At 63.0% G+C, this 20,449-nt stretch carries 18 protein-coding genes; 1 reads left to right on the top strand and 17 read right to left on the bottom strand.

What is annotated here, in order from left to right:
* From IVB13_RS29995 to mdeB, 5 genes are all read right to left on the bottom strand, one after another.
* Positions 1 to 364: biotin carboxylase N-terminal domain-containing protein (locus IVB13_RS29995; RefSeq protein ID WP_346732288.1), on the bottom strand; the 364-nt coding region annotated here is incomplete at its 3' end.
* A gap of 8 nt (positions 365 to 372) precedes the next feature.
* Entirely contained in the window at positions 373 to 1,902 is a 1,530-nt protein-coding gene (locus IVB13_RS29990) for an acyl-CoA carboxylase subunit beta (RefSeq protein ID WP_219679306.1), read from the bottom strand.
* 17 nt (positions 1,903 to 1,919) lie between these two features.
* A complete protein-coding gene (lpdA, locus tag IVB13_RS29985) occupies positions 1,920 to 3,632 on the bottom strand; it encodes a dihydrolipoyl dehydrogenase (RefSeq protein ID WP_247491059.1) in 1,713 nt (570 codons plus the stop codon).
* An 8-nt stretch (positions 3,633 to 3,640) separates the two neighbouring features.
* Positions 3,641 to 4,921: a 2-oxo acid dehydrogenase subunit E2 gene (locus tag IVB13_RS29980; RefSeq protein ID WP_247491058.1), complete on the bottom strand. Its 1,281-nt coding sequence runs from the start codon at positions 4,919 to 4,921 to the stop codon at positions 3,641 to 3,643.
* 17 nt (positions 4,922 to 4,938) lie between these two features.
* On the bottom strand, positions 4,939 to 7,617 hold the full coding sequence (gene mdeB, locus IVB13_RS29975; protein WP_247385683.1) for an alpha-ketoglutarate dehydrogenase: 2,679 nt from the start codon (positions 7,615 to 7,617) through the stop codon (positions 4,939 to 4,941).
* A gap of 371 nt (positions 7,618 to 7,988) precedes the next feature.
* Here mdeB and IVB13_RS29970 point away from each other — a divergent pair, with 371 nt between their 5' ends.
* Positions 7,989 to 8,849, top strand: a complete 861-nt coding sequence (locus IVB13_RS29970; protein ID WP_247385684.1) for a helix-turn-helix transcriptional regulator — start codon at positions 7,989 to 7,991, stop codon at positions 8,847 to 8,849.
* Positions 8,850 to 8,921: 72 nt separating this feature from the next.
* Here IVB13_RS29970 and IVB13_RS29965 read toward each other — a convergent pair whose 3' ends face one another.
* From IVB13_RS29965 to IVB13_RS29910, 12 genes are all read right to left on the bottom strand, one after another.
* Positions 8,922 to 10,145: an ABC transporter substrate-binding protein gene (locus IVB13_RS29965; RefSeq protein ID WP_256465038.1), complete on the bottom strand. Its 1,224-nt coding sequence runs from the start codon at positions 10,143 to 10,145 to the stop codon at positions 8,922 to 8,924.
* Positions 10,146 to 10,220: 75 nt separating this feature from the next.
* Complete coding sequence (locus IVB13_RS29960) at positions 10,221 to 12,086, bottom strand: AMP-binding protein (protein WP_247385686.1); 1,866 nt, start codon at positions 12,084 to 12,086, stop codon at positions 10,221 to 10,223.
* 1 nt (position 12,087) lies between these two features.
* Positions 12,088 to 12,867: an enoyl-CoA hydratase-related protein gene (locus IVB13_RS29955; RefSeq protein ID WP_007594449.1), complete on the bottom strand. Its 780-nt coding sequence runs from the start codon at positions 12,865 to 12,867 to the stop codon at positions 12,088 to 12,090.
* A gap of 16 nt (positions 12,868 to 12,883) precedes the next feature.
* Entirely contained in the window at positions 12,884 to 14,017 is a 1,134-nt protein-coding gene (locus IVB13_RS29950) for an LLM class flavin-dependent oxidoreductase (protein ID WP_007594451.1), read from the bottom strand.
* 167 nt (positions 14,018 to 14,184) lie between these two features.
* A complete protein-coding gene (locus tag IVB13_RS29945; protein ID WP_247491055.1) occupies positions 14,185 to 14,976 on the bottom strand; it encodes a creatininase family protein in 792 nt (263 codons plus the stop codon).
* 4 nt (positions 14,977 to 14,980) lie between these two features.
* Positions 14,981 to 15,745: an enoyl-CoA hydratase/isomerase family protein gene (locus IVB13_RS29940; protein WP_148754957.1), complete on the bottom strand. Its 765-nt coding sequence runs from the start codon at positions 15,743 to 15,745 to the stop codon at positions 14,981 to 14,983.
* Positions 15,746 to 15,850: 105 nt separating this feature from the next.
* Positions 15,851 to 16,570: an ABC transporter ATP-binding protein gene (locus tag IVB13_RS29935; RefSeq protein WP_247385687.1), complete on the bottom strand. Its 720-nt coding sequence runs from the start codon at positions 16,568 to 16,570 to the stop codon at positions 15,851 to 15,853.
* Positions 16,563 to 17,288, bottom strand: coding sequence for an ABC transporter ATP-binding protein (locus IVB13_RS29930; RefSeq protein WP_007594457.1), 726 nt, complete (start codon positions 17,286 to 17,288; stop codon positions 16,563 to 16,565). The genes IVB13_RS29935 and IVB13_RS29930 overlap by 8 nt, the downstream gene beginning before the upstream one ends.
* Positions 17,285 to 18,316 (bottom strand): branched-chain amino acid ABC transporter permease, encoded by a 1,032-nt coding sequence (locus tag IVB13_RS29925; protein WP_247385688.1) that lies wholly within the window; start codon positions 18,314 to 18,316, stop codon positions 17,285 to 17,287. Before IVB13_RS29925 ends, IVB13_RS29930 begins: the two co-directional genes overlap by 4 nt.
* Positions 18,300 to 19,169, bottom strand: coding sequence for a branched-chain amino acid ABC transporter permease (locus IVB13_RS29920; protein ID WP_148754989.1), 870 nt, complete (start codon positions 19,167 to 19,169; stop codon positions 18,300 to 18,302). Before IVB13_RS29920 ends, IVB13_RS29925 begins: the two co-directional genes overlap by 17 nt.
* A 113-nt stretch (positions 19,170 to 19,282) precedes the next feature.
* Positions 19,283 to 19,741 (bottom strand): flavin reductase family protein, encoded by a 459-nt coding sequence (locus tag IVB13_RS29915; protein WP_247385689.1) that lies wholly within the window; start codon positions 19,739 to 19,741, stop codon positions 19,283 to 19,285.
* Between the two features lie 157 nt (positions 19,742 to 19,898).
* On the bottom strand, positions 19,899 to 20,252 hold the full coding sequence (locus IVB13_RS29910) for a VOC family protein (RefSeq protein WP_007594462.1): 354 nt from the start codon (positions 20,250 to 20,252) through the stop codon (positions 19,899 to 19,901).
* Between the last annotated feature and the right edge of the window lie 197 nt (positions 20,253 to 20,449).

The raw sequence follows: 20,449 nt of genomic DNA, 5'->3' as shown, positions 1-20,449 counted from the left end.
CCCTTTTGGATTCGATCTTGTCGCCCATCGCCGCGATCGCGCCCGGGTTGGGGCCGATGAAGACGATGCCGGCCGCCTCCAGCGCGCGCGGAAACGCCTCGCGCTCGGACAGGAAGCCGTAACCGGGATGTACGGCCTGCGCGCCCGTCTTGCGGCAGGCCTCCACGATCTTCTCGATCACCAGATAACTCTCGGCCGCAGCCGGCGGGCCGATCAGCACGGCCTCGTCGGCCATCTCGACATGGAGAGCGTCGCGGTCGGCCTCGGAGTAGACCGCGACCGTCTGAACTCCCATGCGGCGAGCGGTCTTGATGACCCGGCAGGCGATTTCGCCGCGATTGGCGATCAGAATCTTCTTGAACACAGCTCTTCCTACAACGGAATGTTGTCGTGCTTCTTGGCCGGAATTTCCATCTTCTTGTCACCCAGCATGGCCAGCGCCCGTGCGATGCGGCGCCTCGTTGCATGCGGCATGATGACGTCGTCGATATAGCCGCGCTCGGCGGCGATGAAGGGTGACAGGAAGCGATCTTCGTATTCCTTGGTGCGGGCCGCGATCTTGTCGGGGTCGCCGATGTCGCTGCGGAAGATGATCTCGACCGCACCCTTGGCACCCATCACCGCGATCTGCGCGGTCGGCCAGGCGTAGTTCATGTCGGCGCCGATCTCCTTGGAGGCCATGACGTCGAAGGCGCCGCCATAGGCCTTGCGCGTGATGATGGTCACGAGCGGCACGGTGCATTGCGAATAGGCGAACAGGAGTTTCGCGCCGTGCTTGATCAGGCCGCCATATTCCTGCGCGGTGCCCGGCAGGAAGCCCGGCACGTCGACGAAGGTCACGATCGGGATGTTGAAGGCGTCGCAGAAACGAACGAAGCGCGCCGCCTTGCGCGATGCGTCGCTGTCGAGCACGCCGGCCAGCACCATCGGCTGGTTGGCGACGAAGCCGACGGTGCGGCCGGCGATGCGGCCGAAACCCGTGACGATGTTCTTGGCAAAGCTCTCCGCGATCTCGAAGAAATCGCCTTCGTCCACGACTTTCAGGATCAGCTCCTTCATGTCGTAGGGCTTGTTCGGATTGTCGGGGATCAGCGTGTCCAGGGACATGTCGACCCGCTCGATGTCGTCGAAGCTCGGCCATTCCGGCACGCCGTCTGTGTTGTTGGACGGCAGGAAGTCGATCAGCCGCCGCATCTGCAACAGCGTCTCGACGTCGTTCTCGAACGCACCGTCCGCGATCGAGGAGCGCGTGGCGTGCACCGAGGCGCCGCCGAGTTCTTCCGCCGTAACCACCTCGTTGGTCACGGTCTTCACGACGTCGGGGCCGGTGACGAACATGTAACTGGTATTCTTCACCATGAAGATGAAGTCGGTCATCGCTGGCGAATAGACGTCGCCGCCGGCACAGGGGCCCATGATCGCCGATATCTGCGGGATCACGCCCGAGGCGAGCACGTTGCGGCGGAACACGTAGGAATAGCCGGCGAGCGCGGCCACGCCTTCCTGGATGCGGGCGCCGCCCGCGTCGTAGAGGCCGATGATGGGCGCGCGCGCCTTCATCGCCATGTCCTGCAATTTTGTAATTTTCAGAGCGTGGGTCTCCGACAGCGAACCGCCGAACACCGTGAAGTCTTTGGCGAAGACAAAGGTTTTGCGGCCGTTGACGGTGCCCCAGCCGGTGACCACGCCGTCTCCCGGAATCTTGGTCTTCTCCATCCCGAATTCGGTCGAGCGGTGCTGGACGAACATGTCCATCTCCTCGAACGAATGCTTGTCGAGCAGCAGATCGATCCGCTCCCGCGCGGTGAGGCGGCCGCGCGCATGCTGCGCGTCGATGCGCTTCTCGCCGCCGCCGAGCTTGGCGCCGGCGCGACGTTGTTCAAGGGCCTCGATAACGGACATCGATTGGGCCAACTGATCTACCGCTTTCTGGCGATTGGAGGCAGGTCGGTGCAAATGCCCTCATGGACTTCGGCAGCCATGCCGATCGTCTCGCCGAGGGTCGGATGCGGGTGAATGGTCTTTCCGATATCGATCGCGTCAGCCCCCATTTCGATAGCGAGACAGATTTCCCCGATCATATCGCCGGCATGCGGTCCGACGATCACGCCCCCGACGATGCGACCGGTTTCGGCGTCGAACAGCAGCTTCGTCATGCCATAGGACGCGCCCGACGCGATGGCCCGGCCGGACGCGGCCCATGGGAATTTTGCCGAACGGATCTTCCGTCCGGATTCGGCGACATCACGCTCGGACTTGCCGACCCAGGCGATCTCAGGATCGGTGTAGGCGACATTGGGGACGATCGTCGCGGTAAAGGCCGCCGGCTTCCCGGCAGCTACTTCCGCGGCGACGTGCCCCTCGTGAACGGCCTTGTGCGCCAGCATCGAACCGCCGACGACGTCGCCGATGGCGAAGACGTTGCGCGCCGTCGTTCTCATCTGCTCGTCGACCTGAATGAAGCCGTTCGAATCGATGGCAACGTCGATCCGTTCGAGGCCGAGCTCGCTACTGTTGGGAACACGGCCGGCCGATTGCAACACCAAATCGTACGATCGTGTCCGTACCGATGCGCCTGTGGTACCGACCCTCACGCCGTCCGGCGTGATTTCGGCGGTTGATACGCTGCTTGCGACGTCGATATGCTCGAAGCGATGCGCGTTGCGTGAACGCCAGATCTTCACCGCGTCGGCATCCACGCCCGCCAGGATATCGGGAAGCCTTTCGACAAGATTGATCTTGGCGCCGAGCGAGCTGTAGACGGTCGCCATCTCCAGCCCGATGATCCCCGCTCCGATCACGAGCATGCGGCCCGGAATGCTTCGCAGCGCGAGCGCGCCGGTCGAGGTCACGACCCGCTCGTCCTTGGGAAGCACCGCCAGCTGCACCGCGCGCGAGCCCGTGGCGATGATGCATTGACCAAATTCAATTTGCTGCGAGCCTGCCCCCTCACCGACAATCTCGAGCCGCATGGCGGAGGCGAATTTCGCGATGCCGCGGATCACCGTGACGCGGCGCGCTGCCGCCATCTGGCTCAGCCCATCCGTCAGCTTCTTGACGGTGCCGTGCTTGAAGGCGCGCAGCTCCTGCAGATCGATCTGCGGCGCGGCGAAGCGAATGCCCTTGTCCGCGATCCGTTCGGCTTCCTCCTTGGCGGCCGCAACATGAAGCAGCGCCTTCGACGGGATACATCCAACGTTCAGGCAAACTCCGCCCAAGGTGCCGTATCGTTCGACGATCGCGGTGTTCAGTCCAAGGTCTGCGGCCCGAAACGCTGCTGAATAGCCGCCCGGCCCGCCTCCGATCACGACAAGATCGTAGCGCGTATAATCTGTTGCGCGCTGGCCAACATCCTGATCCGCCGAGATCGTCTCGCCTTGCGCGCCCGCTTCGTCCGACGCCGACGCCGTGCCAATCATGGAGCCTTGAGACACCTTGTCTCCAACACGCAGCGACATGCTCGTGGTCACCCCTGCGATCGGCGACGGAATCTCCAGCGTGGCCTTGTCGGATTCCACTGTGATCAACGACTGTTCCCGCACGACGACGTCGCCCGCCCTGACGTGGACCTCGACGACTTCGACGTCTCGGAAATCCCCGATGTCGGGGACCCGGATTTCCTCTGTCCGCATCTGCGTCCTCACAATGCGAAGCGCCGCAGATCGGAGAGCACCGACGCGACGAAGCCCAGGAACCGGGCCCCAGCCACGCCGTCGACGACCCGGTGATCCCACGACAGACTCATCGGAAGGATGAGGCGCGGTTCAAACTCGCCGCCGTTCCAGACCGCCTCGGTGGCGGCCCGCCCGGCGCCGAGGATCGCCACCTCGGGTGCGTTGATAATGGGCGTAAATCCCTGACCGCCGATGCCGCCGAGAGACGACACCGAGAAACAGCCGCCCTGCATATCGCCCGACACGAGCTGCCCCGCGTGCGCCTTGTCGGCGAGCGAGCGCATCTCCGCGGCAATCTGCCGAAGGCCCTTCTTATCGCAGTCCCGGATCACCGGCACGACCAGACCTCTCGGCGTGTCGACAGCGACGCCGATGTGGACGTAGTGCTTGAGGATCAACTCATCGCCATCGAGCGACGAATTGAAGCGCGGGTATTTCTGCAGCGCCAAGGCCGCGGCCTTGATCAGCAGCGACACCATGGTGAGCTTCGCCGTGTCCTTCGCGGCCTCGGCATTGGCGAGCTGACGAAAGGCTTCGGCGTCGGTCACATCCGCTCTGTCGAAATTCGTTACATGGGGAATGACGCTCCAGTTGCGCGAGAGGTTCGTACCGGTCAGCTTCTGGATCCGTGTCAGCGGCAGGCGCTCGACCGCGCCGTACCTCTCGAAATCCACCTTGGGCCAATCGACCGGGGCGCCGGGCTCAGGCGCCATCGCCGGTCTCGATCGCACCAGTCCGTTGACGAAGGCCGCCACATTCTCGCGCAAAATCCGGCCCTTGGGGCCTGTGGGCACGACACAGTCCAGCGTCACGCCGAGCTCACGCGCCAAAGCGCGGACCGACGGCGATGCATGCGCCGCCCCGCTAGGCTGCGGCTGCTGTGCACGTGCTCGCGAGTCATCGACTGGAGCCGCGGGCGCCGGCCGTGACAGCGCCTCCTGCTGCGAGATCCGTTGCTCGACCAGCGGTGCCGACGCAGTCGCCGGCGGAGGCGCGGTGGATTCGCCGCGACCTTCGAGGACCATCAGAACCGAACCTTGAGAAACCCGCACCCCGACGTCGATCATCAGTTTGGCCACCGTGCCTGCGGCTGGGGATGGCACCTCCATCGTCGCCTTGTCGGACTCGATCGACAGCAACGGCATGTCGATCGTGACCTCGTCGCCGACCGACACATTGATTTCGACTACCGGGACATCCTTGTAGTCCCCAATATCTGGCAGAACGACTTCAATTGAACGAGACATGCGCGCTTCGCCCTCTCTCAGCGCGACCAAGGCGATGCAACGCCGGTCGGCAATTCGTAGCTGGCGATGGCTTCGGCGACCTGCTCACGCGCCACTTGACCCAATTTTGCCAGTGCCGACAGCGCCGCAACGACGATCTGCTTGCGATCGACCTCGAAGAACGATCTCAGCGCGGCGCGTGTATCGCTGCGCCCGAAGCCGTCGGTGCCCAGAACCGTATAGGGCGCCTCGATGTAAGAACCGATCAGTTGCGGATACGCCCGGACATAATCCGATGCCGCGACGATCGGCACCTTGCCGCCGAGGCATTGTACGACGTGGGTCTCGACCGGGGTCGACAGCGGCGAGAGCCGATTAGTTCGCTCCACATCGCGCGCCTCCCGCGCCAGCTCGGAAAAGCTCGTTGCCGACCAGACTTCACAGGCCACTTTCCATTCGCTTTGCAGCATCGCTGCGGCGGCGAGCGCCTCCGGGAGAATGGCGCCCGAGCCGACCAGCCTGATCTTCGCCGGCCCGTCAGCGCTCGGCAGAACCCGATAGAGACCCTTGATGATGCCGTCGCGTGCATCGTCGGGCATCGAGGGCTGCGCATAGTTCTCGTTCATCGCCGTGAGGTAATAGAACTCGTCGTTGCCCTGCTCGAGCATCGACCGCATGCCGTGATCGACGATGACGGCCACCTCGTAGGAGAATGCCGGATCGTAGGCCCGGCAGTTCGGAACGGTCGCCGCCATCAGATGGCTGGACCCGTCCTGATGCTGCAAGCCTTCGCCGCCGAGCGTCGTCCGGCCGGCCGTCGCCCCGATCAAAAAGCCACGCGCGCGCTGGTCCGCCGCCGCCCAGATCAGATCGCCGACCCGCTGAAAGCCGAACATCGAATAGTAGATATAGAACGGCAGCAACGGGAAGTTATGGATGCTGTAGGAGGTCGCCGCCGCGGTCCATGACGAAATCGCCCCCGCCTCGGTGATCCCCTCCTCCAGCAATTGACCGTCGATCGCTTCCTTGTAGTACAGCATCGAACCGGCATCTTCCGGCTCGTAGAGCTGTCCCGCCGGCGAGTAGATGCCGACCTGTCTGAACAGGTTCGCCATTCCGAAGGTGCGGGCTTCGTCGGCGACGATCGGAACGATGCGCGGGCCGAGCGTTTTGTCCTTGAGCAAATTGGTGAACAGCCGCACGATCGCCATCGTGGTCGACGTCTCCTTGCCGTCGCCGCGCAGCGCGAACTCCGCGTAGGTTTGCAGCGGCGGCACTGGCAGCGCCGCCGAAGCGCGTCGCCGCGCCGGCATGTACCCACCGAGTGCCGCGCGACGGGCGCGTAGGTACTGAATTTCCGCGCTGTCTTCCGCAGGCCTGAAGAATTCCAGATCCTCGACTTGTTTGTTGCTGAGCGGCAGGGCGAACCGGTCGCGGAACGCATACAGCGCGTCGACGTCGAGCTTCTTGGCCTGGTGCGACGTCATGCGCGACTCGCCGGCGCCGCCCATGCCGTAGCCCTTCTTGGTCTTCGCCAGAATGACGGTCGGCCGACCCTTAATGTCCTTCGCGGCGGCAAAGGCCGCGAACAGCTTCTTGAAGTCGTGGCCACCGCGCTTCAGGCCGTCGATATCCGCGTCCGACATGTGCGCAACTAGCGCCCGGACCTCGGGATCCTCGCTGAAGAAGTTGGCGAGGTTGTAGGCCCCATCCTTGGCGCCGAGCGTCTGATATTTGCCATCGACGGTGTCGGCGAATTTGCGCAGCAGCGCATGCTTGATATCGCGCGCGAAGATATCGTCCCAGTCCGATCCCCACAGCACCTTGATGACGTTCCAGCCGGCGCCCTGGAAAAGTGATTCGAGTTCCTGAATCACCTGCCCGTTGCCGCGGACCGGCCCATCCAGGCGCTGCAGGTTGCAATTGACGACGAAGGTGAGGTTGTCGAGATTTTCCCGTGCCGCCAGGGCGAGCCCGGCGATCGATTCCGGCTCGTCCATCTCGCCGTCGCCGAACACACCCCAGACGTGACGACCAGCCGTCTGCACCAGGCCGCGATGCTGCAGATACTTCATGAACCGCGCCTGGTAGATCGCGCTGATCGGGCCGAGGCCCATCGACGCCGACGGCACCTGCCAGAACTCTGGCATCAGCCAGGGATGCGGATAGGACGACAGACCGGGGCCACTCAGTTCCTGGCGATACAGCTTCAAATTTTCGTCCGACAATCGGCCTTCGAGATACGCTCGTGCATAGACTCCAGGAGACGAATGCGGCTGGAAATACACCAAGTCCCCCTCCGACTCGGAGCTTGACGCGCGAAAGAAATGATTGAAACCGACTTCGAAGATCTCTGCCGCCGAGGCGTAGCTGGCGACGTGCCCGCCGAGTTCCCCATAGGCCTTGTTGGCACGGACCACCATCGCGAGCGCGTTCCAGCGAATGATTGCCGTCAGGCGGGTCTCGATCGCGATGTCGCCGGGGTAGGGCTTCTGCTGCTCAAGCGGAATCGAATTTCGATAGGGCGAGAACGGCGGAGAGTCCAGCAGAACGCCGAGCTCCTTCGCACGCCGATCGAGCGCAGCCAGGATGTATCGCACGCGCTCGGCACCGGCGCTGTGGTGGAGCGATCCAAGCGAGGCGAGCCAATCGGCGGTTTCGACCGCATCCTGATCGGCGTTGACGGCCTTGCGTGGCGGATCGATGTGTGCAGTCATGCGTCGGGCTCCTCGAAAGCCCGCACTTGGTAGCATCGGGTGCTATGGCACGTGCTGCTGAATACGGCCGCGTTCCGATGGATTGCCCGGCTCCGGCGGGACGCCGAGGCTCGCATTGCAGCATTCTCTGCTGTTGGTTTAATCGGGCGAGTGATCGAGCCGTCGGCCGCCTGACAGGTGCTCCCGCTTGGTCAAGGCGCAGCATGCCGCATCGCTCAGCGCTCACGCCGCAGTAGCGGGCATCTTGTCGCAGATCAGCGAACTCGACGGCTCGCCGCGACTAGTGACCTGACCTTTCAAAACAGCTAACCTCGGCTAGCAGCAGGATCTGCATCAAAGCTTGACCGACTTGACGAATTGGCAGGATTGAAATGCCGCCCGAGACCGAGTTCGATCGCGAATTTGCGCGAATGGATCTGCCCGATCTTCGGATCAACTATGATCCTGTCGATCCGGATCAGTTCGATCGTCCCGTCACTTCATTCTGTCTCGAAACCAGCAAAGACAACGACGATCTGCCGCTGCACTCACACCGCAAAGGCCAATTGGTCGTCGCATCTCATGGCTCGGTGATGTGCCGGGCGCCTGGCGGCTTGTGGATCGTGCCTCCGCAAGGCGCGGTATGGATCCCGGCCGGCGTGCAGCACAGCAATTGCGTGGCCGATTTCGGCAAACTCTACACCGTGTTCATCGATCCGCAGGTCAGCATGCTGCCGCGGACCTGCTGCACGCTGATGATCACGTCGCTGGTGCGCGAATTGATCCACCGTCTCTCGGTGTTCCCACCGCTCTATCCGCTGGAAGGACCAACCAGCCGTCTCGGCCGCGTTTTGCTCGACGAACTCGTGCAGATGCCGACAACGGATGAAATGTATCTGCCGATCTCCCCCGACACCCGTCTTCAACACCTCGCGACCTCCTTGTTGAATAATCCGGGCGACCGCAGCACGATGGACGAAGTCGCCTCGCGCTACGCGATGAGCGAGAGTACGTTCGCACGCTTCATCGCCAAGGAAACAGGGATGACCTTCGGGCGCTGGCGCCAGCGTCTCCACATTCTGATCGCCATGCAACGCCTCACGGCGGGCACTTCGGTCCAGGCTGTGTCGCTCGAACTGGGCTACGAAACGCCCAGCGCGTTCATCACGATGTTCAAGAAGACGATGGGAAAGAGCCCCCGCCGCTTCCTTGCCGAGCGGTCGCGCCTGATCAATTCGGACGGTTTGCCCTAGTTCGCACGTCCCTGCCTGAGCCTTTGACGACCGCGCCCCCACGACGCTTTCGTGGGGCCGCCCGTAACGACGTCAGCGTTTGCTGTAAGGCGCAAGCGGATACTCGAGCGACGCTTCCGCAATGGCCTTTGGAGCCACCACCCGCGGCCTGCCTTTCAAACCCTGCAGCATCACCATCGAACAGTGGATGTTCTGGCCGGTCTCGTCGAACTTGGTGTTGTCGCCGTACATCAGGATCGGTTTCATGTCGGTCTTCTTGAGCGCGCCGTGAATCGCCGCCGACTCCGGCGACGCCGCCCGCGTCACGGCGTCTGCGACGATCTGCACCGCCTCGAACGCGCAGCCCGCATTGGCATCGAACCAGTCATTCGGGTAGTCGGCCGCGAACATCTTCACGATCTTGTCGGTCTGGGCGCCCTTGGGATTGAGCCACAACGCCGACAGAATCGGACCGTCACCATACTTTCCGAGCGCGTCGTGATACGCCTTGTCCGACACGCCGTTGGAGTTGGGCGAAAACACCATCTTTGGGTCCCAGCCCTGCTTGATGCATTCGCGCGCGATCATGATCGCGTCGTTGACGCGCGTGACCGAGATCAAAGCATCGGCACCCGACGCTTTCGCCTTGGCGACCTCTACCGACAGATCCTTCGCTTTCTCGTCATAGGCAATGTACTGCGCGATCTTGAGCGGAACATCCACTTCCTTCCACGCCTGATCGATGCTGGCCGCCGTCGACTGCCCCATCGTGTTGTTGAGATGGAGAACGACCGCGCTGCTCGGCGGATCCTTCAGCGTGCCGAGCACGGACTTCAGCTCGGTCAGCGATTGCCGCACGATGGTCAGCGACGTGGGATAATAGCGGAACACCTGGGTGAAGCCCTGCGAAGTCACCTGGGTAGCGCTCGCGATGTGGACCACCATGGGCACCTTGGCGGCCTCGCAGGCCTGCAACGCCGAAATGGTGGCGCCGGAATCCCACGCGCCGATCAGCACGGTGCAGCCCTGCCGGATCAGGCTCTCGGCGGCAATCCGACCGTTCTCCGGACGGCTTTGCGTATCGGCGTGAACCATCTCGATGTCGAGGCCGAACTTCTCACGCGCGAATTTGACGCCGAGATCGATGCCGCGCACGCAGGCTTGACCGGGAAACGCCAGCACGCCGCTGCTGGGCATGATCGCTCCCACCTTCACCTTCGTGTTCGCCGCAAACGATGGCCTAGATACCAGGCCTGCCGCAATTCCCAATCCGCTTCCTACAATCGTCCGCCGCGTGATTCCGCTTCGCTTGGTCATCTCAATGTCCTGTTGCTAAGGGGTGAAATCTTTCTCGACTAGTGGTTTCGTACGTTTGAGGAGCGACCGCCGACGTCAAAGGCCCATCTCGGCCTTGATCAATTTCTCCTCGGATTCGTCGTAGAGCGACGCGATCAGCGACTGATAGCGCTCGTTGATCTGCTTGCGACGCTTCTTCCGCGTCGGCGTCATCACGCCGTTCTCGAGCGACAGCTCCTCCGGCAGAATGCGGAACGCCTTGATCTGCTCGGCTCGCGCCAGCCTTCCGTTGGCCTTGCCGATCTCCGCCTCGATCAGCCGGTTGACGATCTCGGAGCCTGCCAGGTCCGCGTAACTCGCGATCTTGTCGTCGCGCGATTTCGCCCAGTCCATTGTGGCGGTGGCATCCACTTCGATCAGGGCGGTGAGATATTTTCGCCCCTCGCCGATCACAGCCGCCTCGGAGATGAACGGGCTGTGCCTCAGCTCGTTTTCGATCTGAGTCGGGCTGATCGATTTGCCGTTCGACGTGTTGATGATCTCCTTCTTCCGGTCGACAAGCTTGAAGGTTCCTTCCGGCGACACTTCGACGATGTCGCCGGTGTAGAGCCAGCCGTCGCGAAGCGCCGCTTTCGTCTCGTCCGGCTTGTTCCAATAGCCCGCGAACAATCCCGGTCCACGGACGATCATCTCGCCGTCCTGGAGCACGGCGGTTTCCCAGGCCGGATCCGGCAGAGGGACCCCGACGTTGCCGGCCTTCGGCCACTCCGCCATCTGAACCAGATTGGCACCGACCAGTTCGGTCTGGCCGTAGCACTCCTTGAGCTGCAAGCCCCACAACTGCCACAGCGACATCAGCTCGGACGGCATCGCCGCCGATGAGGTGAACGCGACCTTCAGCTCGTCGAAACCGACCTCCGCGAGCAGCGGTAGGAACACTTGCTCGCGGCAGGCCGCGAACAGTTTCGAGACGAAGGCATCCTCGTGGCCGCGCTGACGGTCTTCGAGCGCCCTGCGCGCGATCGTCATGGCGAGCGTGTAGTTCTGATCTCCCGCTTCCCCGGCGGGATGCACCTTGCTGAGGATCTGTGTCGCAAAGCGCTGGTAGAACCGCGGCGGCGCCATATAGTAGGTCGGCTTCACCTCTTTGATCGTCGGGGCGAAATCCGCGGTCGTCTCGCCGAAATATGGAACTGCGTCGGCGATCAGCGGCAACGTGGTCGCCTGCCCGCGCGCCACGGTGTGCGACATCGGCAAATGCACGACCACCCGGTGCTCCTCTTCGCGCATGCTGGGGCCGAACAGGGTGATGCAATGAACGCCGGCGAGAACGGAAAGGTGCGTCAGCATGGCGCCTTTGGGGTTTCCGGTCGTCCCGGACGTATAGCCGATGCTGACGACATCGGCCGCCTTTGCTGTCGCGCTCTCCTTCTGCAGATAGTCATGCGCATCGACATCGAGTGCTCCAACAAAGTCGGCCAGCGACTTGATCGACGCCGAGGCCTCGCCGGTCCAATCCAGGTCGAGCACGATGATGCCGCGGAGCTGCTCGGCCCGACCGGAGGCGAGCACGATGCGAAGCTGCGGCTCCCCGCCGACGAACGCGAACTTCGCGCCTGAATCCGTGAAGCAGTAAGCCACTTCTTCGGGTGACGAGGTGAAGTACACGCCCACCATGACGCCGCCGGCGCACATCGTGGCCATGTCCGCGATCAGCCATTCCTCGGACGAATCGCCCATGATCGCGACCCGATCGCCGCGCTCGAGACCAGCACGCCTCAGCGCGCTGGCCAGGTTCACGACACGCTGCGCATAGGCGCCCCACGTCATGGCGGTCCAGGCGCCGTGACGCTTTTGTTGCAAGGCGATCTTGTCGGGCCGCTCCGCGAGTCGCGCGGCCAAAAGCTGCACGACGGTCGTATCCGCCAACTGGGCGCCGGATGTCATTTCAGCGACGTTCATCTCAGCGCTCCGCGAAACGCTTGCGCTTGGCTGCGAATGCGGCAACCGCCTCGGCCCGCTCGGGCGACTTGAACGTCAACATCTCCAGCGCCGCAGAGGTGTCGAGCAGCAGGTGGGCGTACTGCTTGATGATCTTGTTGACGCTGTACTTGGTCCACACGATCGATTCCTTCGGCCCGCTTGCCAGCAGTTCGGCGTATTCGATCGCGGCATCGAGAACGTTGCCGTCTGCGACCACCTCGTTGATCATGCCGATAGCAGCCGCTTTCTCGGCGGAGATGAATTCGCCGGTCATCAGATAGTGCTTCGCGCGTACCGGCCCCATCAGCAGCGGCCAGATCACCGCGCCGCCATCGCCCGCGACGACGCCGGCATTGACGTGCGTGTCGGCGAAACGGGCTGTCGAGCTCGCATAGATCACGTCGCAGAACAGCGCGAGCGTGGCACCCAGGCCGACCGCGACACCGTTGACGGCCGCGACGATCGGCACTTCGACTTCCAGCATGTTGCGGATGAGGTGGCGACCGCTGCGCGTCGGGGACGGCAGCGTTCCCTTATCCAGCGACTTCTGATCGCCACCAGAGCAAAATCCGCGGCCCGCACCGGTGAGAACGATCGCGTTGACAGAACTGTCGTGATCCAGCTTGACGAAGACGTCTTCGAGCTCCTCGTGCATCTCCCAGTTGATCGCGTTGAGGATCTCCGGGCGGTTCATCGTGACGATCGCGACGCCAGTGGCGCGCTGCTCGACGATCAGGTACTTGTAGCCGTATTGCGACATTGATTTCACCGTTCGATTACTGCTTCTGGGTCCGCATCAGCCGGATCTGCCCGAGGATCTCCTCGGTCGGCCGCACGACATTGTTCCCGTCGTTGAAATGCGGGATGACGTAGCGACCGACCATGTCGATCGCCTCCATGATCTTTTCGTGCGGGACGGAGTCCATGTGCAGCAGCACCTCGTCGATACCCATGGCCTCGAACTTCTCGATCTGACGAATGACCGTATCGGGGCTGCCGCACACCGTCGTGGCCGACTCGTTGACCAGATAGTCCCAGTCGTTGGCGGCGCGCTCCATCGACGGCACGCTCTCCCCCATGTATTTGTAGTCGTCGGCAATCGCCGCGAGACGCGGATAGGCATCGGTCGAGATCTTGGCATAGTGCATTAGCGGGCCGGCATAATCTGCCTTGGCCTGCTCGTCCGTTTTCCCGATGCCGATGAACAGCGGAATGCCGATACGCGGACGCTGCAGCGGTCCCTCCGCGTCGCACTTCCAGTTCTTTTGATAGGCGTCGATCAGCTTCTGCTGAGCTTCCCACCCCTGATAGATGTTGCTGCTCATCACGGCGAAGCCCTGCGAGGCCGCCCAGAGATGACTGCGCTCGCTGGTCGCCGCGATCCCGATCACCGGATGCGGCTTCTGCAGCGGCTTCGGAACCAGCTGGCGCGGAGGGATCTGGTAGTACTTGCCGTCAAACGTGAAAATGTCCTGGCGCATCGCCGTTTTCAGCAGCGCCAGTCCTTCTTCCATCTGCGCCAGCGTTTCGTTCGGATCGACGTTGAACGCCCGCATCGCGATGGTGGTGTTGGCGCGGCCGCCGTAGAATTCCATGCGGCCGTTGGACAGGATGTCGGTCACGGCAAGCCGCTCGGCCGAACGCAAGGCGTGATTGATGCGCTGCGGCATCAGCGTCACCGCCGCGCGCAGCTTGACGCGCGACGTCACCGCGGCCAGATAGCCGAACACCACTTCGGGCGCCGAGCTCGAGATCCCGCCCAGTGCCACGTGCTGCTCGGAGAGCGCGACGCAGTCGAAGCCGACCTTCTCGGCCAGACGGACTTCGTCGACCAGTTCGTGAAGCCTGCGCGAGTAACTGTGGCCGACCTGGGTTTCCTGTTCAGACCAGAACCCAAACGTAAGTGCCATGTCTCAATCCTTTTAGCTTGCGAGATGGCACAGGGTTTCATAGGCGTGGCGATATTTTCGCCCGAAAGCCGCGTTGCGTAGTAACGCTTTCCGAATTTTATGCTGTCAGCATTCGCAACATGGCAGACGCCCCGGGAAGCTTCGCCACGCAGCGGACGGGCTGACCGTCAACGGCGGGCGCTAGCGGCTCCGGCCTCGCTATCGAAGGTCTTGATCAGCAACTCGGCGACCGCCGCGAGGCACGCTTCGCCGATGGCGTAGCTCGAGCCGATCGGACTTCCGATCACGCCGTTCTGCGAAACCGATCGGATGCCGTTCTTCCACATCAGCTCGAGATCAGCCTCCGACAAGCCGCCAAGATGGCCCACCTCGAAGCGGTCCGGTCTGACGCTGTCGGGCCTAATGACTATCATCAGCGACGTCTCGGCGATGTCGGCGTGCCCGCCGACGGCCGACACGTCTCCTCCGGCTTCGCGCACCGCATCGCGCCACGTGTCGATCCATTTCGTCGAGTCGAAGAACGCCAGGATCTCGACATCCGAGGGGACGGCCTCGCGCAAGCGACCGAGCATGTCCTTCAGGACCGGAAAATTGCCGATGTGACCCGAGTGAATCAGGATACGCTTGAAGCCGTGCCGCGCCAGACTTGTGCAATAATCGACACAAATCGCTTCCAGCGTCTCCGGCCGTAGCGAGATCGTACCCGCGAATGGCAGATGGTGAGACGAGCAGCCGACCGTGATGGTCGGCGCCACCAGCGTGTTGCCGCGGCTGCGCGCGATCCGCTCGGCCAGAGCATCGGCATGATCCGCATCCATGCCCAAAGACAAATGCGGCCCATGCTGCTCGACGGCCCCCAGCGGGATCACTACCGTCGTGCACCCATCGGCCAGCGCCGCGGCGACTTCCTCGTGGCTCATCTGCTCCAGATAGATCTGATCGGGATATCCGCGCGTCATCGGCTCAGCCCTTACTGTTCTTCGACAAAAATCTGGCACGCGCGTTGGTTGAGCTCTCGGCTGTGACATAGGCATCGAGGTCGGCCACGGTCATTTTTTCGAGCGCCTGATCGCTCATTTGCGCGGTGAGGTTGAGCGATCGCTTGATGGCATGGAACAGCTTGCGGTCTTTCTGCCGCAACACGCCGCACACGTCTCGCGCACGGGACGCGACCTCCTCGGTCGGGACGATCTCATTCACGGCGCCGATCGCCACGGCGCGCTCCGCGCCGACGAGCTCGCCCCAGTAGAGCAGCTCTTGCGCCGCCCGCACGCCGAGCTTCTCGACGGCCCGGCGCATGCCTTTGGTCACCGGCAGCAGGCCATGGTTGATTTCCGGAAATCCAATCTTGCACACCGCATCGGCCACAACATAGTCCGCATGCAGCAGAAACTCCAGGGCGCCTCCGACCGCATAGCCGCGGACGGCGCAGACGATCGGGCCCGGATAGTTCTCCATCGCCACGAGGAGTTCGTGGAAGAACCGGATGCGCGGCCTCGCGACGTCGATCCCGACGACTTCCTTGATGTCGCCGCCTGCGCTGAAGAAGCGGTCGCCGCTTCCGGTGAGCACGATGCCGGGCGGATTCTCGTCGTCGGCAAGGCGCCGGATCGCCTCCAGCAACTCGACGATGAGTTGCGCATTCAGCGCATTGGCCGGCGGCCGGTTCATCGTGATCGTGACCAGGTCTTGATCACGCTCGATCAGGAGAGAAGTGGCAGTGTTCATCAATGAGACCCAAGCGAGAGGCGGCTGCAACAGCCGGGGAGCGGTGGACCGAACGGCGGCGCGACGAGAGCCGCAACGCCCGACGCCTCGCCGAGACGGCGCGCCTCACAATCCCAGATAGGCGCGCTGGACATCGGGGTTCTCGAGCAGATCGCGGCTAGATCCATGCAACACCACGGAGCCGTTCTCGAGCACATAGCCGCGGCTGCTCATCGCGAGCGACTTGGCGACATTCTGCTCGACGAGAAGGACCGTGATGCCCTGCTCGTTAAGGGATTTGACGACGCCGAACATCACATCGGTCAGCGCCGGCGACAGTCCGATCGACGGCTCGTCGAACATCACGATTTCTGGCTTCGACATGATCGCCCGACCGATCGCCAGCATCTGTTGCTCGCCGCCGGACAGCGTGCCGGCGAGCTGGTCGCGGCGCTCGCGAAGTCGCCCGAACAGCTGATAGACGGAATCAAGCGTATTTGCCAGGTCGTGCCTGGCCCGCTTCAGCGAGCCGCCGATCAGCAGATTGTCCTCGACGGAAAGCGCACTGAAGATCTGGCGGCCCTCGGCGACCTGAGCGATGCCCATTTCGCAGATGTCCCACGGCGGTCGCCGCGAGATTTCGACTCCGTTGATCCTGACGGAACCGCGCGACGACGGCACGATCCCCGCGATTGATCGGATCAGAGAGGTCTTGCCGGCGCCGTTGGCGCCGACCACGCAGATCAGTTCACCCTTGCCGATGCGGAGCGACACGCCGTTCAGCGCATTGGAGCTGTCATAGGCCACGCACAGGTCGTCGATTTCGAGAAGCGCGTCGTCAGGCATGGAAACCGGCTCCCAGATAACTTTCCAGCACCGCAGGATCCGCTACCACCTCTGACGGCTTGCCCTCGGCGATCTTGACGCCGTGGTGAAGCACCACCACGGTCGACGCCACTTCCATCACGATCCGCATCACGTGCTCGACCAGTAGGATCGTCAGTCCACTCTCGGCGAGCCGGTGCAGCACGCCGACGACGCCGGCCGCTTCGGTCGGACGCAGCCCCGCCATCACTTCGTCGAGCAGCAGCAACTTAGGGCGAGTCGAGAGCGCCTTCGCCATCTCGAGCATCTTGCGATCGGGCAACGTCAACTGATCCGTCCGGGCATTCGCCTTGCCGGCGAGCCCGACATTTTCGAGCGACTCATACGCCTTGTCCCGCGCCTCCTTGACGTTCGTCGTCCAACTGAAGGCGCCCACCATGGCATTCTCGAGCACCGACATATCTTTCATCGGCCGGACGATCTGGAAGGTGCGCGCAATGCCCATGCGGCACACCGCTTCGGGCGGCTCGCGCTCGAGCGAACACCCCTCGAACAACACCTGCCCGGCGGTCGGTCTCAGCGCCCCGGCGACGAGATTGAAGCAGGTGGTCTTGCCGGCGCCGTTCGGCCCGATCAGGGCGGTGATGCGGCCTGCCTGCAGTGAGAAGCTGACGTCATTGACCGCGACCAATCCAACGAACGCTTTGGTCAAGTTCTTCACTTCGAGCAGCGCGGTCATTCCTCGGCCTTCCGCAGTTGTGAGATCCGGCCGCGCGCCGGCAGCTGGATCGCCCCGTAGAGCCGGACGATCGCCGGCCAGATGCCGTCGGGCAGAAACCACACGACCAGGATCAGCACCGCCCCGTAGGCGACGCTGTTCAGTCCGGGGAGCCCCAGGCTGTCGCCGAGCGCCCCCATGGCGTGATGCAGCGGGATCGCGGCCATCGAGCCGACCAGCGGGCCGAATGCAGTGCCCAATCCGCCAACCACGGCGCCGATCAGGACATCGACCGAGATCGCCATGCCCATGATCGAATCCGGAAAGATCGCGCCCTGCACCAGGCCCAGGACGCCGCCGCCGATCGCGGCCGTCGCGGCCGATATCGAGACCACCAGCACCTTGTGGCGAAACGTCCGCACCCCCAGCGCGCGGGCGGCCTCGTCGTCGTCCCGCATCGCCCGCCAGACATAGCCCCAATAGGACCGCGAGATCAGCTCCGTTCCCGCGACGCCGATGGCCGCAAGCGCGAGCGCGACGAAGTAGTAAAACCGCGCGTCACCGCGCAGCATCCCGAGGTCCATCGTGCCGCTCGGCGCCTGATAGAACAGGCCCTGCATGCCGCCGACATAGTCCCACCCGCCGAACATGATCCGGGCGAATTCGGCGGCTGCGATCGTGAGCAGCGCGAAATAGATGCCACGGACCTCGAAGCGGAAGCTCAGCCACGCCAGCACCGCGCCGACGAAGCCCGCAATCACCGCGCCCAGCAGCAGACCGATCCACGGGGTGACGCCGTATTTGATGTTCAGGATCGCCACCGCATACGCACCGATTCCAACGAACAGCGCGTGACCGATGGACAGCTGCCCGCCGATCCCGAGCATCAGGTTCCACGATTGTCCCAGGAAGGTGAACAACAGGACGATCGTCAGAACCGAGATGACGTAGGCGTTGGACATGCCACCCACCATGGCCAGGGCGGCGAAGACCAGAGCGCCGGCGCCCCAACGCTTGGTGTCGCTGGCTTGATCAGATGTCCTTTGCACCGAAAAACCCCCTCGGACGTAAAATCAGGATGATTATCAGGAGCGCGTAAGGGAGTGCAGTTTTCATCGACGGCGTGAACATCAAGGCCGCGATCGCTTCGGCGACTCCGATCGTCAGGCCGCCCAGAAGAGCGCCGCCGAAGCTGCCGAGACCGCCGACGATCACCGTCACGAAGGCCAGCAGCGTGAAGTCGACGGCGAGATAGGGTTGCGCATCGAACAGCGGCGAGATCAATGCGCCGGCGACGCCAGCGCAGGCGGCTCCGATGCCGAAGGTCACCGCATAGACCCGAGGGATATTAAGCCCGACCACCAGTCCGCCGAGTCGATTATTGGCGGCGCCCCGCAGCGATCGGCCGAATGCGGAGTACTTCAGATAGGCTCCCAGTGCGGCGATTAGCAGGCCTGCCGTAGCGGCCGCCTGGATGCGGGCCCAATCCAAGGTGAGCGGTCCCACGCTCACGGTCTGGAAGGACAGCTGAGACGCCGTCGGCCGCGGATCCGGACCGAACGACATCAGCAATACGCCGCTGAAAAGCAGTGAGAGGCCGATGAAGACGATAAACTGATAATGATGCGGCCGATTGACGAACCGCTTCACGACGAGCGTCTCCAGCAGATAGCCGAACACGAACATGACGACCGCGGCGACCGCAGCGGCTAGAAAGATCGGGACGTCCCAAATTCGAACGGTCCAGTATCCGATGTAGATCCCGAACACGACCATCTCGCCATGAGCGAAATTGACCACGCGCATGACGCCGAAGATGATCGTGAGACCGAGCGCGACGAGCCCGTAAACCAGTCCGATGAGCACCCCGCCGGCGATGACATTGAGCCAGAGCGACAGCATCAGCGACCGACCGCTGATGGATGCGCGATGGAAAGTCTTCGTCTTCCTTGCATGCTGATCGGTTCCATCTTGGCTGTAGCGGAAACGTAGCGGCGCCTGACGTCGTCTGTGTTTCAGACCGCCTTTGGCGCGGCGAAACATCCGTCGATGTAGACGAGCGACTCACATCCGGCTCTCGTGGTCAGAGCCACCACTTCTCCGGTGAAAATGGTGTGACTACTGTCGCTGTAAGCATTCACCACGCGGCAATCGAAGCTGCAGACCGCGCCGACCAGACTCGGTGCTCCGGTTTTGAGATCGCACCACAAACCGTCGCCGAAGCGGATATCGCCCTTGCTGCCGTCCTGCCCGGAAAACTTGAGCGCCAGATCGCGATGCTCGACCCCCAGAATATTCCAGCAGAACGACCGACTGCTGAGAATGGTGTCGTGCGCACCGGCAGATCGATTGACGCAAACCAGCACGCTGGGCGGAGCCGCCGACAGTGAGCAGCCCGCCGTCAGTGTCAGACCATGGCGGTTCGGCGCCCGGCCTGTCGTGACGATCGACACGGTGCCCGGCACGCTGCGCATTGCAGCGCGGAATGCTGCGGCATCGAGTGGGCTCGTTTCGGACAGCGGCGGTGTTGCGGACGGCATGGCTACGACCCTTGGATTCATGGGATGGATGCGCCCTCTTTGTCTGGTTGTGAGTCCGGGCATGCAGCGCTGCCCCCGGTGAACGTCTGAGCTATCCGGCTGCTTGATAGAACTGGATGACGTTGCCGCCCGGATCCCGCACCTTCACCGCACGGCCGTGACTGGCCATGTCCCGAACTGCGCCGACTTGCGCCCCCATGGCTGCGGCACGCTCCATGGCGGCCTCGAGGTCATCGACATCGAAGACAAGAACGGCATCTTGCAGCTGGTCCGAGACCGACTCCGTCGGTCCGGCGACGCAGAACGCAGCCGCATCGCTCACGAACTGGATCCACTTGCCGGGGTCAGCGAAGCGCACCTTCAGACCCAGGCCTTCGTAGAACTCGGCCAGGCGTCCAGGATCGTTCGCTGTCAAATAGACTTGCTTCAGTTTCACGCTCGACATCCAAACCGTCGCTACCCAAGTGCGATCGTGGGTGGATAGTCGCCCGAGCCTCTCAGCATTACTGCTTGAACAACGCCTGTCACAGAAGCTTCATCAGCATTTTATGCTGTAACAACTTGTCGAGTCGCTAGGGTCTGTACCTAATTAGCGAGTTCTGATTCCCTGGTGCCAAGTTGATTCGGCACGGGGGACTTCGA

Origin of the sequence: Bradyrhizobium sp. 17 (assembly GCF_023073515.1) — a bacterium.
Lineage (GTDB): Bacteria > Pseudomonadota > Alphaproteobacteria > Rhizobiales > Xanthobacteraceae > Bradyrhizobium > Bradyrhizobium canariense_D.
The sequence above is the reverse complement of the archived record's forward strand: the minus strand, read 5'-3'. Positions and strand labels throughout refer to the sequence as shown.

Bases quoted from the DNA above. Each gene is read 5' to 3' on its own strand.
- IVB13_RS29990 (WP_219679306.1), bottom strand. From the start codon at position 1,902: ATGTCCGTTATCGAGGCCCTTGAACAACGTCGCGCCGGCGCCAAGCTC.
- lpdA (WP_247491059.1), bottom strand. From the start codon at position 3,632: ATGCGGACAGAGGAAATCCGGGTCCCCGACATCGGGGATTTCCGAGAC.
- IVB13_RS29980 (WP_247491058.1), bottom strand. From the start codon at position 4,921: ATGTCTCGTTCAATTGAAGTCGTTCTGCCAGATATTGGGGACTACAAG.
- mdeB (WP_247385683.1), bottom strand. From the start codon at position 7,617: ATGACTGCACACATCGATCCGCCACGCAAGGCCGTCAACGCCGATCAG.
- IVB13_RS29970 (WP_247385684.1), top strand. From the start codon at position 7,989: ATGCCGCCCGAGACCGAGTTCGATCGCGAATTTGCGCGAATGGATCTG.
- IVB13_RS29965 (WP_256465038.1), bottom strand. From the start codon at position 10,145: ATGACCAAGCGAAGCGGAATCACGCGGCGGACGATTGTAGGAAGCGGA.
- IVB13_RS29960 (WP_247385686.1), bottom strand. From the start codon at position 12,086: ATGAACGTCGCTGAAATGACATCCGGCGCCCAGTTGGCGGATACGACC.
- IVB13_RS29955 (WP_007594449.1), bottom strand. From the start codon at position 12,867: ATGTCGCAATACGGCTACAAGTACCTGATCGTCGAGCAGCGCGCCACT.
- IVB13_RS29950 (WP_007594451.1), bottom strand. From the start codon at position 14,017: ATGGCACTTACGTTTGGGTTCTGGTCTGAACAGGAAACCCAGGTCGGC.
- IVB13_RS29945 (WP_247491055.1), bottom strand. From the start codon at position 14,976: ATGACGCGCGGATATCCCGATCAGATCTATCTGGAGCAGATGAGCCAC.
- IVB13_RS29940 (WP_148754957.1), bottom strand. From the start codon at position 15,745: ATGAACACTGCCACTTCTCTCCTGATCGAGCGTGATCAAGACCTGGTC.
- IVB13_RS29935 (WP_247385687.1), bottom strand. From the start codon at position 16,570: ATGCCTGACGACGCGCTTCTCGAAATCGACGACCTGTGCGTGGCCTAT.
- IVB13_RS29930 (WP_007594457.1), bottom strand. From the start codon at position 17,288: ATGACCGCGCTGCTCGAAGTGAAGAACTTGACCAAAGCGTTCGTTGGA.
- IVB13_RS29920 (WP_148754989.1), bottom strand. From the start codon at position 19,169: ATGCTGTCGCTCTGGCTCAATGTCATCGCCGGCGGGGTGCTCATCGGA.
- IVB13_RS29915 (WP_247385689.1), bottom strand. From the start codon at position 19,741: ATGCGCAGCGTGCCGGGCACCGTGTCGATCGTCACGACAGGCCGGGCG.
- IVB13_RS29910 (WP_007594462.1), bottom strand. From the start codon at position 20,252: ATGTCGAGCGTGAAACTGAAGCAAGTCTATTTGACAGCGAACGATCCT.